The organism is Streptomyces sp. NPDC051907, assembly GCF_040681075.1.
In the GTDB taxonomy this organism is placed as follows: Bacteria; Actinomycetota; Actinomycetes; order Streptomycetales; family Streptomycetaceae; genus Streptomyces.
On record NZ_JBFAYB010000057.1, the window covers coordinates 44202 to 56581 of the forward strand.

The 12380-nt window shown below is 70.7% G+C and carries 9 protein-coding genes and 1 riboswitch; of the genes, 5 read left to right on the plus strand and 4 right to left on the minus strand.

Annotated features, from left to right (window positions below):
• Positions 1 to 69: 69 nt before the first annotated feature.
• Positions 70 to 1347, minus strand: a complete 1278-nt coding sequence (locus AB0M39_RS26410) for an extracellular solute-binding protein (protein ID WP_365368377.1) — start codon at positions 1345 to 1347, stop codon at positions 70 to 72.
• Positions 1348 to 1756: 409 nt separating this feature from the next.
• On the opposite strand from AB0M39_RS26410, the gene AB0M39_RS26415 reads away from it, so the two are divergent.
• The 5 genes from AB0M39_RS26415 to AB0M39_RS26435 all read left to right on the plus strand — a co-directional run bounded on the left by AB0M39_RS26415 (position 1757) and on the right by AB0M39_RS26435 (position 9013).
• Complete coding sequence (locus tag AB0M39_RS26415; RefSeq protein ID WP_365368387.1) at positions 1757 to 2521, plus strand: GntR family transcriptional regulator; 765 nt, start codon at positions 1757 to 1759, stop codon at positions 2519 to 2521.
• A gap of 607 nt (positions 2522 to 3128) precedes the next feature.
• A complete protein-coding gene (locus tag AB0M39_RS26420; RefSeq protein WP_365368378.1) occupies positions 3129 to 3419 on the plus strand; it encodes a DUF3311 domain-containing protein in 291 nt (96 codons plus the stop codon).
• Entirely contained in the window at positions 3416 to 5044 is a 1629-nt protein-coding gene (mctP, locus tag AB0M39_RS26425) for a monocarboxylate uptake permease MctP (protein WP_365368379.1), read from the plus strand. Before AB0M39_RS26420 ends, mctP begins: the two co-directional genes overlap by 4 nt.
• A 275-nt stretch (positions 5045 to 5319) precedes the next feature.
• Positions 5320 to 5464, plus strand: a riboswitch (cobalamin riboswitch).
• Between the two features lie 142 nt (positions 5465 to 5606).
• Positions 5607 to 7994, plus strand: coding sequence for a ribonucleoside-diphosphate reductase subunit alpha (locus AB0M39_RS26430; RefSeq protein WP_365368380.1), 2388 nt, complete (start codon positions 5607 to 5609; stop codon positions 7992 to 7994).
• Positions 7994 to 9013, plus strand: coding sequence for a ribonucleotide-diphosphate reductase subunit beta (locus AB0M39_RS26435; protein ID WP_365368381.1), 1020 nt, complete (start codon positions 7994 to 7996; stop codon positions 9011 to 9013). The genes AB0M39_RS26430 and AB0M39_RS26435 overlap by 1 nt, the downstream gene beginning before the upstream one ends.
• Before the next feature lie 150 nt (positions 9014 to 9163).
• Here AB0M39_RS26435 and def read toward each other — a convergent pair whose 3' ends face one another.
• From def to AB0M39_RS26450, 3 genes are all read right to left on the minus strand, one after another.
• On the minus strand, positions 9164 to 9796 hold the full coding sequence (gene def, locus AB0M39_RS26440) for a peptide deformylase (protein ID WP_365368382.1): 633 nt from the start codon (positions 9794 to 9796) through the stop codon (positions 9164 to 9166).
• A 90-nt stretch (positions 9797 to 9886) separates the two neighbouring features.
• Positions 9887 to 10867 (minus strand): hypothetical protein, encoded by a 981-nt coding sequence (locus AB0M39_RS26445; protein ID WP_365368383.1) that lies wholly within the window; start codon positions 10865 to 10867, stop codon positions 9887 to 9889.
• Between the two features lie 96 nt (positions 10868 to 10963).
• Complete coding sequence (locus tag AB0M39_RS26450; RefSeq protein WP_365368388.1) at positions 10964 to 12262, minus strand: HD domain-containing protein; 1299 nt, start codon at positions 12260 to 12262, stop codon at positions 10964 to 10966.
• Between the last annotated feature and the right edge of the window lie 118 nt (positions 12263 to 12380).

The following is a 12380-nucleotide window of genomic DNA, read 5'->3' on the forward strand; positions in this document are numbered from 1 at the left end:
CTCCTCAGCGGTCCCTCTCTGGTACGGGCGGCGGGGGCCCCGTCGGCGCGACGGGGCCCCGCCCACAGGTCACTTGGTGTTGATGACCTTGTCGATCGCGGCGTCCGCGTCCTTCGCGGCGTCCTCGACCGACTTCTTGCCGGTGCCGATCTCCTGCAGCATGGTCTTGAGGGTCTGGGCCTTCTCGACCTGGCCCCAGCCGGGAGCCATCGGCACGAACCAGTTGGACTCGGCGGCGGTGGCGGGGACCACCGTCTTCGGGTCGTTCTTCAAGGTCGCGAGGTCCGTCTTGTTGTTGGGCAGGTTGCCCTTGGCGAGCAGGCCCTTCTGGCCCTGGGCGCCGGTGAAGGCGTTGATCCACTCGGCCGCGACGTCCTGCGCCTTGGACTTGACCGGGATGGCGAGGTCGGAGCCGCCGAGGAAGACGGGCAGGGCCTTGCCGGACGGGCCGGGCATCACAAAGCTCTCGATCTTGTCAGCGAGCTTGCCGACCTTGTCGTTCTTCGGGTCGGCGGCCGTGGCGCCCTCCCAGGCCGCGCTGAAGATCGTCGCGGACTTGCCCTGGCCGAAGACGACCGGGCGGTCCGCCTCGTCCTTGGTCTTGTCGCCGTGCATGTACTTGTCGATGATCGCCTTGTACTCGTTGAGGCCCTTGAGGGACTCGGGCGAGGACAGGTTGGCCTTCCATGTGCCGCCGTCCTCCTTGGCGATGGAGCCGCCGGCGTCGTAGACGAAGGACATCGCGGCGTACCAGTCGGGCGAGGGCTGGTACCAGGCGCTGAACTTGTCGCCCTTCTCCTCCTGGATCTTGTCCAGGGCGCCGGTCAGCTCGGCGTACGTCTTCGGCGCGGCCTTCACCCCGACCTCGGCGGCGATGTCCTTGCGCCAGGTGCCGACGCGGCCGCCGGCGTAGTACGGGACGCCATAGGTCTTGCCCTCGTAGGTGACGGACTCCTTGAGGCCGTCCAGCCAGGCGTCCGACTGCTCGAACTTGGCGGGGTCGACCGGGGCGAAGGCGCCCTTGACCATGTAGCCGAGCATCTCGGAGTTGCCCATCTCGACCACGTCGGGCGCCTTGTCCGTGGCGAGGACGGCGTCCAGCTTGGCGTTCTTGTCGGGCCAGCCGTAGTACTCGTGCTTGATCTTGATGCCCGGGTGCTTCTTGGCGACCGCGTCGTCGGCGGCCTTGACCAGGTCCGGCCAGTTGTTCTGGGCGTCGACCGTCAGCCAGACCGTGATCTCCTTGGCGCCGCCGGCTTTGTCTCCGCTCTTGTCGGAATCGCCACAGGCCGCAATGCTGACCATCATGCCCGCGACGCCTATCGCCGCGATGAGCTTGCGCTTCACGCCACCCTCCTCAGGGATGCCTGCAAACCCCTGCCCACCGCGAAGACTTACGCCGATTACTGCTCGTGGGGCTGGGACCTGGCCTTAATGGTTTAGACCAGTAGTCGGGAGCTTGGCCTAGACCTTTGGGGGTGTCAAGGGTGGATAAGAAGGGCGCTCGAGTCCGTTATCGGACCGACACATGAGGGACCGGGGCGCCGTCCGGCCATCCGGAGCCCGCCGCAGGGCGTCCCGCCTGGTGGACTAGACCAACACGGGAGCGGGCGGTGTATAAGAGGAGGTACGTCGTCCCTCGTCGTACAAGCTGGAGGGGACGTCGACGACTCGCGACCGGACCGTGCCACCATGTGAGCCGCAACAGACGGAGGAGCCGGTGACGGCAGCAGCACAGGAGTCGGGGAGGCAGGCCATGGCCACGGACGGGGGCGGCACCGAGACCGAGGGCGGGCCTGGGACCCGCACCGCGCGCGTGCCCAAGTACTACCGCCTCAAGAGGCACTTGCTCGACATGACGGAGACGCTCCCGCCCGGCACGCCCGTGCCGCCGGAGCGGACGCTCGCCGCCGAGTTCGACACCTCGCGCACGACCGTGCGCCAGGCGCTCCAGGAGCTGGTCGTCGAGGGCCGGCTGGAGCGCATCCAGGGCAAGGGCACCTTCGTGGCCAAGCCCAAGGTCTCCCAGGCGCTCCAGCTCACCTCGTACACCGAGGACATGCGGGCGCAGGGCCTGGAGCCCACCTCCCAGCTGCTCGACATCGGCTACGTCACCGCCGACGACACCCTCGCCGGGCTGCTGGACATCTCCCCGGGCGGGCGCGTGCTGCGCATCGAGCGGCTCAGGCTCGCCAGCGGCGAGCCGATGGCCATCGAGACGACGCATCTGTCGGCCAAGCGCTTCCCGGCGCTGCGGCGCAGCCTGGTGAAGTACGCCTCGCTCTACACGGCCCTGGCGGAGGTCTACGACGTCCACCTCGCCGAGGCCGAGGAGACGATCGAGACCTCGCTGGCGACTCCGCGCGAGGCCGGGCTGCTCGGCACGGACGTGGGCCTGCCGATGCTGATGCTCTCGCGCCACTCGGTGGACGCGCAGGGCGAGCCGGTGGAGTGGGTGCGCTCGGTCTACCGCGGCGACCGGTACAAGTTCGTGGCCAGGCTCAAGCGGCCGCAGAGCTGACGCGCACGGAGGCCGGGCGCCCGCGACCGTGCGGCGCCCCCTCCGGCGGCCCGCCGCCCCCCGCCGCCCCCGCCACGCCTCCGCCCGCCGCCTCCGCCTGGAAGCGGCGCACGCGGTGTAGCGCGGCTCGTCTTCCTGCTCTACGGTCCCCTCGTCATCGCATGGACGGGAGGGACGACCCGGTGCGCACGCGATCCCCGGGAACCACCGCCGCCGGGACGGCCGGCGCCGCGCTCGGCTCGTACGCCGGCGGACGCCGCTTCCGCTCGCGCTTCTCCCCCGCCGCATGCCCAAAAGGCCGCGGCAGGCCGTCGGCGCGGTACGGCGGTACGTACGGGAATTGCTGGACGAGTCGGCGTAGATACGTTTTGTCGTACAGCTGCGCACCTATGAGTCAGTGCGGCCGAAACCGTCCCGCGGGGAATTCGAGCGGATACGGACGGACCAACAGGAGTCGGACCCCGCTTCCGGGTTGCGGCGCCGCTGAACTGGGCTCTCATCGAAAGTCGTTGCCGTACCGATATGCGGACAGGGGGTGCGGGACGCCGAGCCCTCGCCTAGATTTCCTGCGCATTACAGGTGATCAGCAAGGGGACGGAGTCGCCGTATGACAGCAGTGCCCGAGGCGCCAGAAGTGCCGGATGAGCCTGAAGCGCCCGAAGTGAGACAACCCGTGGTCACTCCCGTGCGCGTGATCGTCGCCCTCTGCCTCGTCGCGCCCTTTGTGGCGATGCTCTGGGTGAGCTCTTATGCCAAGGTCGATCCGAAGTTCATCGGCATTCCCTTCTTCTACTGGTATCAGATGCTCTGGGTCGTCATTTCGACCGTTCTGACGATGGTCGCGTATCAGCTCTGGCAGCGTGACCAGCGCGCCCGAAAGGCAGGTGCGTCGAAGTGAAGGACGGCGTGAACGGCGTCGCACTCGCCGTCTTCATCTTCTTCTTCCTGGCCGTCACGGTCATGGGATTCCTCGCGTCGCGCTGGCGCAGAGCCGAGAACGAGAACAGCCTCGACGAATGGGGCCTGGGCGGACGGTCGTTCGGCACCTGGGTCACCTGGTTCCTGCTCGGCGGCGACCTCTACACGGCGTACACCTTCGTCGCCGTCCCGGCGGCGATCTACGCGGCGGGCGCGGCGGGCTTCTTCGCCGTCCCGTACACGATCCTCGTCTACCCGCTGATCTTCACCTTCCTGCCGCGCCTGTGGTCGGTGTCGCACAAACACGGATACGTCACCACATCCGACTTCGTGCGCGGACGGTTCGGCTCCAAGGGGCTCTCGCTGGCCGTGGCGGTCACCGGCATCCTGGCGACGATGCCGTACATCGCGCTCCAGCTGGTCGGCATCCAGGCCGTGCTCGACGTGATGGGCGTCGGCGGCGGCGAGACCACCCACTGGTTCGTCAAGGACCTGCCGCTCCTCATCGCCTTCGGCGTGCTGGCCGCGTACACCTACTCCTCCGGGCTGCGGGCGCCGGCGCTGATCGCGTTCGTGAAGGACACGCTGATCTACATCGTCATAGCGGTGGCGATCATCTACATCCCGATCAAGCTCGGCGGCTTCGACGAGATCTTCGCCAAGGCCGGCGAGGCGTACGCGCAGATCAACCCGGCGACGGACAAGCCGAAGGGCGCGCTGGTGCCCGGGGAGATGGGCCAGTGGGGCTATGCCACGCTGGCGCTGGGCTCCGCGCTGGCGCTGTTCATGTACCCGCACTCGATCACGGCGACGCTCTCCTCGCGCAGCCGTGACGTGATCCGCCGCAACACCACGATCCTGCCGCTGTACTCGCTGATGCTGGGACTGCTGGCGCTGCTGGGCTTCATGGCGATCGCGGCGGGCGTGAAGGTGAAGAACGGGCAGCTGGCGATCCCGCAGCTGTTCGAGAACATGTTCCCGGACTGGTTCGCGGGCGTCGCGTTCGCGGCGATCGGCATCGGCGCCCTGGTGCCGGCGGCGATCATGTCGATCGCGGCAGCGAATCTGTTCACCCGGAACATCTACAAGGACTTCATCAAGCCGGACGCGACGCCGGCGCAGGAGACGAAGGTCTCCAAGCTGGTGTCGCTGCTGGTGAAGGTGGGGGCCCTGGCCTTCGTTCTGACGATGGACAAGACGGTCGCGATCAACTTCCAGCTGCTGGGCGGAATCTGGATCCTGCAGACCCTGCCGGCGCTGGTGGGCGGCCTGTTCACCCGCTGGTTCCACCGCTGGGCGCTGCTCGGGGGCTGGGCCGTGGGCATGATCTACGGCACAGCGGCCGCGTACGGAGTGGCCTCCCCGACGCAGAAGCACTTCGGCGGCTCGTCGGCGGAGATTCCGGGCATCGGCGAGATCGGCTACATCGGTCTGACGGCCTTCGTGCTGAACGTGGTGGTGACGGTAGTGCTCACCTTCGTCCTGCGGGCGCTCAAGGCGCCCGACGGCGTGGACGAGACGAGCCCGTCGGACTACACCGCGGACGCGGGCGACCCGGGCGTCCAGGTCGAGCTGCCCAAGGCGACGGCCGGCGCCGGGCACTGAGGGAACGCTCCACAAGGGGCGGGGCGGGGGCGAGTCCCCCTCCCCGCCCTTCTCCATGGCCGGCGCCGATCCCGGAGCCCGCGGCAGCCGCAGGCGGCCCCCAAGGCGCCTCCCCACGGCCTCCAGACGGCCTTCCCAAGGCTTCCAGACGGCCTTCTCGCGGCCTCCAGACGGCCTCCTCGGCCGCCTCGCAAGCCGAACTCCCACGCCCCCTAGGCGAGGACGGCTAGGGCCAAAGCCCCGAGGCCGACACAACATGTGGGGGGTGCCTCATCAACCCGCCCCCACATGTATGCTCGTGCTCGCTGTCGCCGCAGGGGAATCCGGTGCGAATCCGGAACTGTCCCGCAACGGTGTGCTGTGGTGCGCTTTGTCGTATCCGCGCCAGTCCGAAGACCTGCCGACGGTGCATCCGGCTCGACCGATCCGGGTGCCGAGACGTCCGGGCCTCGCGGTTGGGCCGGTGGACGCCGTTCGGTGTGCTCCCCTGAGCCGGGTGCGCACACCCTCCAAACGGCCTCCCCTCCCCCGCGGCCCAGAGCCGAGCGAGGGAGAGCACCACGTGACCATCGCGCCAGCCGATCCGGCTTCAGGCATCGCCGAGCAGGCAGCCGACGGGCCTGGGACCGCGCTTCTGCGGACCCTGACCGACCTGACGGCCGACCTGCCCGACACCGACCCCGGCCGGGTCGCCGCCGCCGCGCTGCGCGGTCGCAACGCCCAGTCGGACGCGGCCGAGCTGCGGAGCCTGGCCACCGACGCGGCCGCGGGGCTGATCTCCGAGGACCCTGCCTACTCCCGGCTCGCCGCCCGCCTGCTGACCCGTCACATCGCCGACGAGGCCGCGGGACAGGGCGCGGTGGCCTTCTCCGCGTCCGTCGCCGTCGGCTACCGCGAGGGCCTGATCGCCGACCGCACCGCCGCGTTCGTCGAGCTGCACGCCGACCGCCTGGACGCCCTCCTCGACCCGCAGGCCGACGACCGCTTCGGCTACTTCGGGCTGCGCACCCTCTACAGCCGCTACCTCCTGCGCCACCCGCTGACCCGTCAGGTCATCGAGACCCCACAGCACTTCATGCTGCGCGTGGCCTGCGGGCTCGCCGAGGACGAGTCGGTGCGCGCGCTGGACGAGGTCGCCGCGCTGTACGGGCTGATGAGCCGGCTCGACTACCTCCCCTCCTCGCCCACGCTCTTCAACTCCGGCACCCGCCACCCCCAGATGTCGTCCTGCTACCTGCTGGACTCCCCGCTGGACGAGCTCGACTCCATCTACGACCGGTACCACCAGGTCGCGCGCCTGTCCAAGCACGCCGGCGGCATCGGACTCTCGTACTCGCGCATCCGCGCCCGCGGCTCCCTCATCCGCGGCACCAACGGCCACTCCAACGGCATCGTGCCGTTCCTGAAGACCCTCGACGCCTCGGTCGCCGCGGTGAACCAGGGCGGCCGGCGCAAGGGCGCCGCCGCGATCTACCTGGAGACCTGGCACGCGGACATCGAGGAGTTCCTCGAGCTGCGCGACAACACCGGCGAGGACGCCCGCCGTACGCACAACCTGAACCTCGCACACTGGATCCCCGACGAGTTCATGCGCCGCGTCGAGGCCGACGCCGACTGGTCGCTGTTCTCCCCGGCCGACGCGCCGCACCTCGTCGACCTGTGGGGCGACGAGTTCGACGCCGCGTACCGCAAGGCCGAGGCCGAGGGCCTGGCGCGCAAGACCATCCCGGCGCGCGACCTGTACGGCCGGATGATGCGCACCCTCGCGCAGACCGGCAACGGCTGGATGACCTTCAAAGACGCCTCCAACCGCACCGCCAACCAGACCGCCGAGCCCGGCAAGGTCGTCCACTCCTCGAACCTGTGCACCGAGATCCTCGAGGTCACCGACGACGGCGAGACCGCCGTGTGCAACCTCGGCTCGGTCAACCTCGGGTCGTTCGTGACCGAGGGCGGCGAGCTGGACTGGGAGCGTCTCGACGAGACCGTCCGCACGGCCGTCACGTTCCTCGACCGGGTCGTGGACATCAACTTCTACCCGACCGAGCAGGCCGGGCGCTCCAACTCCCGCTGGCGGCCGGTGGGCCTGGGCGCGATGGGCCTCCAGGACGTCTTCTTCAAGCTCCGGCTGCCCTTCGACTCGCCCGAGGCGAGGGCGCTCTCCACCAAGATCGCCGAGCGGATCATGCTCGCCTCGTACGAGGCGTCCTGCGACCTCGCCGAGCGCAACGGTCCGCTGCCGGCCTGGTCCGAGACGCGCGCGGCCCGGGGCGTCCTGCACCCAGACCACTATGGCGCCGCCGTCGAGCTGAACTGGCCGGCTCGCTGGGAGGCGCTGCGCGCCCGCGTCGCCGAGGTCGGCATGCGCAACTCGCTGCTTCTGGCCATCGCGCCGACCGCGACCATCGCCTCGATCGCCGGCGTGTACGAGTGCATCGAGCCGCAGGTCTCCAACCTCTTCAAGCGCGAGACGCTCAGCGGCGAGTTCCTCCAGGTCAACGGCTACCTGGTGGAGGAGCTGAAGAACCTGGGCGTGTGGGACGCGCAGTCCCGCGAGGCGCTGCGCGAGTCCAGCGGCTCGGTACAGGGCTTCAGCTGGATCCCCGAGGACGTGCGGGCGCTGTACCGCACGGCGTGGGAGATCCCGCAGCGCGGCCTGATCGACATGGCGGCGGCCCGCACGCCGTTCCTGGACCAGTCGCAGTCGCTGAACCTGTTCCTGGAGACGCCGACCATCGGCAAGCTGTCGTCGATGTACGCGTACGCCTGGAAGCAGGGCCTGAAGACGACGTACTACCTGCGCTCCCGCCCCGCGACGCGGATCGCCCGCGCGGCCGGCGGCCCCTCGGCCGCCGTCCCCGCCCCCATCCCCCTGCAGCAGGCCGCGCCCGACGCGGACGCCGTCGCCTGCTCCCTTGAGAACCCCGAGTCCTGCGAGGCCTGCCAGTAATGAGCACCACCGACGCCGAGAAGAACCTGCTCGATCCGGGCTTCGAGCTGACCCTGCGGCCGATGCGCTACCCGGACTTCTACGAGCGCTACCGCGACGCGATCAAGAACACCTGGACCGTGGAGGAGGTCGACCTCCACTCCGACGTCGCCGACCTCGCCAAGCTCACCCCGGCCGAGCAGCACATGATCGGCCGTCTGGTCGCGTTCTTCGCGACCGGCGACTCGATCGTCTCGAACAACCTGGTGCTGACGCTCTACAAGCACATCAACTCCCCCGAGGCGCGGCTCTACTTGAGCCGTCAGCTCTTCGAGGAGGCCGTGCACGTCCAGTTCTATCTGACGCTGCTGGACACCTACCTTCCCGACCCGGAGGACCGCGCGGCCGCGTTCGACGCGGTCGAGGAGATCCCCTCCATCCGCGAGAAGGCGCAGTTCTGCTTCAAGTGGATCAACGAGGTCGAGAAGCTGGACCGGCTGGAGACGCAGGCCGACCGCCGTCGCTTCCTGCTCAACCTGATCTGCTTCGCGGCCTGCATCGAGGGCCTGTTCTTCTACGGCGCCTTCGCGTACGTGTACTGGTTCCGCTCCCGCGGCCTGCTGCACGGCCTGGCCACCGGCACCAACTGGGTGTTCCGGGACGAGACCATGCACATGAACTTCGCGTTCGAGGTCGTGGACACGGTCCGCAAGGAGGAGCCGGAGCTCTTCGACGACGCCCTCCAGCAGCAGGTCACCGACATGCTGAAGGAGGCCGTGGAGGCGGAGCTGCAGTTCGGCCGCGACCTGTGCGGCGACGGTCTGCCGGGCATGAACACCGAGTCGATGCGCGAGTACCTCGAGTGCGTCGCCGACCAGCGTCTGACCCGGCTGGGCTTCGCTCCGGTGTACGGCTCGTCGAATCCGTTCTCCTTCATGGAGCTCCAGGGCGTCCAGGAGCTGACCAACTTCTTCGAGCGCCGTCCGTCCGCCTACCAGGTGGCGGTCGAGGGCTCGGTCGGCTTCGACGACGAGTTCTAGCCGTTCCGAGGACGGGGGGCTGAACGGCCGGGCAGGCGCGCGGGGGGGGCGCCGGCCCGGCCGTTCGGCATTCGTGCGTCCGTCCGCCGGCGGCAAGCCGAAGGCCCCGCACCGGTCACCGGAACGGGGCCTTCCGAGCAGCTAGAGCGGTCAGGCGTTGGCGACGACCGGGTAGCGGGGCGTGCCCTCTTCCATCTGCCGCAGGGCGTCCTTGCGGTCCCGCTTGGAGAGCCGGTCGATGTACAGGTAGCCGTACAGGTGGTCCGTCTCGTGCTGCAGGCAGCGCGCGAAGTACCCGGTGCCGCGGACCTTGATCGGCTTGCCCTGGGCGTCCTGCCCGCGCACCACCGCGTAGTCCGGGCGCGCGAGCTCGGCGTACGCCGTCGGGACCGACAGGCAGCCCTCGTTGGCCTCCTCGAGCGCGCGGCGTTCGGCCGGCAGCTCCTCCAGCACCGGGTTGCAGACGACGCCCACGTGCCGCGCGCCCTCGTCGTCCGGGCAGTCGTACACGAAGACCTTCAGGTCCACGCCGATCTGGTTGGCGGCCAGGCCCACGCCCTCCGCCGTCCGCTGGCTGGCGAACATGTCGTCGATGAGAGCGGCGAGCTTGTCGTCGAACTCGGTGACGTCCTTGCACTCCTTGTGGAGCACCGGGTTGCCGACGACCGTGATCGGGCGCGACGTGCCGCGCTCGCGGTACGCCAGCTCACGCTCCTCGCAGTCCTCTGTGTCTACGACGAACCCATCGTTGACCTGCTGGTCCGTCTCCTGCTGCGACGCCATGTCAGCCGTACGCCCTTCTCGGTACTGGGGTCCCCCCGGAGCTCCGGGGGGCCTGGCCACTTACGTGTCCGTACAGCCTACGGCCAGCGCTCAGCAGACTTCCTCGAGATCGCGCCACTCACGGGTGTCCGGGCTGTCGGCGACCCAGCCGTCCAGCAGGCCCCGCACCAGCCCGGCGGGAGCGGCGATCCCGCACTCCCGCTCCGGCGACCACAGATCGCCCGCCGTGCGGTGGCCCAGCGGCCCGGGGTGGCCGGGTTCGCTGTGGTCGTGGGGGTCCAGGTGCTCGCCCTCCCCCTCGGCGCTCGGCATCCGGCTCTCGGAGCAGGCCCGGCACAGCAGCCGCACCGACGACGACCAGTCCTCGGCGGCGAACCCGGCGTCGGCGGCCAGCCGCTCCAGCGCGTCCCGGTCGGCCTCGGTCGCCGCCTCGAGCAGCACCACCCAGGTGGGCACCGGCGACGGGGCCCAGAGCTCGATCTCGTCGAAGACGGGGTACGACGGGCCCGCGCTGGTGGTCCGCTCGCCGTGCGGCACGCCGTCGTGCAGCACGACCTCGCCCCAGCGCCGCCCGGAGGACGGCAGCGGGATGGAGAGCACCTCTATCCGCGCCGGATCGAGCCTGCGGCCCCACACCACCTCGGCCTCGCCCTCGGGCGAGAGGCGGACGGCCGCGCTGCCCAGGTCCATGCCGACGGGCTCGCCGTTCGCGGCGGCGGCGCCGGGGACCTTCAGGCCGTACGCCTGCCAGGACCGGCGGGCCAGCGGCCAGTCCTGCAGTGCGGTGGCGGCGATCCCGACGTTCCACCAGTCGGGGGCGCCCGTCTCCTTGTCCAGCAGCGCGACGGCGCGCAGGCCGGCCGCGCGCGCCTGCTCCCAGTCGTGCCGGAACTTGTGCAGCAGCGCCAGGTTGAACCAGGACTCGCTGAGCCAGGGCTCAAGATCCGCCGCTCGCGTCAGCAACGCGCCCGCGTCCTCGTACCGGCCGTCGCCGATCAGCGTGAACGCGCGGTCGGTGGCCTGCCGCCACGAGGCGGAGGGCCGATGCCGTACCTTCCCGAAGATCCTCACGATTCCCGCCTGCCGGTCGCTCGGGTCACTGCCCCCGGACACCCTCTTCTTCGCATCCAACCATGCCCGGTCGCAGGCTCGCTCATTACCCATGGGTTACCCAGGTGGGACGGGCGCCAGACCGCCCCGGGCGAGGACTCTGGCAAGGGATTCGACGACCTCGCTCTGATAGTCCCGCCCGGTGCCCAGCCGCAGCTCCTCCAGGGCGGCCAGCGCCCCGCCGGCGCGGGCGCCGGACAGATCGTCGTATGCGTTGACGACCCGGACGATCCGGGCGGGCAGCGGCTGCTCGCGGTACGGGTCGGCCTGCTGCTCGACGACGGCCGCGACGGCCGCGGGGACGCCGGTCTGCCGTACGACCGCGCCGCCCAGCAGCGCGATCCGGCGCTGCTCGCAGGCGGGGAGACGGGCGGTGGCGCCGTCGGGGACGGGGTCGACGAGCGAGAGCTGTCCGATGTCGTGCATGAGGGCCGCGTACTCCAGCACGGTCAGATCCGGCCCTGACAGGCCCAGCTCGCGCCCTACGGCGGTGGAGAGCGCGGCGACCCGGCGGGCGTGGCCGGGCGGGGTGTAGCCGGCGATCTCGGTGGCGCGGGCGAGGGAGGCGATGGTCTGGCGGTAGGTGGTGCGGACGGCGACGTAGCGCCGGAAGGAGAGCTGGGTGAGGAGCAGCGGCACGCAGAAGACGGGCAGCGCCCACAGACCGGCGACGGCGACCGCGAGGGCCATCACGGCCCCCGTGGCGCAGACCGCGGAGCCGATGCCGACGATGGCGCGGAGCTCGTCGCGCAGCAGGGGGCCGTACGGGACGGGGGCGGCGCCCGTGCGCTCGGCGCCGCGGGGGAGGGTGCGGGCGCGGAGCATGGCGGCGGCGAGGACGGCGTCGCACAGGGCGGTGAGGCAGAGGATGACGAGGAGGAAGAGGGCGTAGGACGCGCCGTGGCCGATGAGGCGGTCCAACTCGCCGGAGTTGAACAGCGGTTGGAAGCACACGGCGGCGAAGCCGACCGTGAGCACCCGCCGGGCCACATGGTCGAGCGCGGGCCCGCTCCCCCGGGCGACGTGCGGCACGGCCCCGGCCAGCGCGGCGGCCACGACGACGGCCACGACCTGCGGGACCCCGTGCGTGGTCCCCTGTCCGGCGCAGTCGCCCAGCAGCGCGTAGGCCAGCGCCCCCGCGGCCCCCAGCGGCGCGGGCTCCCTCCCCCACGGCTCGTCGAGCGCGGCGGGCGAGCCGGCCGCGGGCAGCGCTCCCCACCGGGCGATCTCCCCCACGAAGACGAACCCGCCGAAGGCGAGGGCGATGCCCGGCTGGTCGACCCCGTGCCACAGCGTCCAGGCGAGCCCGCCGCCGGTCAGCAGGGCGGCGGCGACGTAGACGCCCCCGACGAGCAGCGCTCCGGGCCGCGTCACGGCGCGTCCTGGCGGCCCGCGGGCGCATGAAGCACTACCGGAGCCGCAGACGGGAGCGCGGACCAGGCCGGTTCGGCCCGTGGGCTGTGCTGCCGCGCTC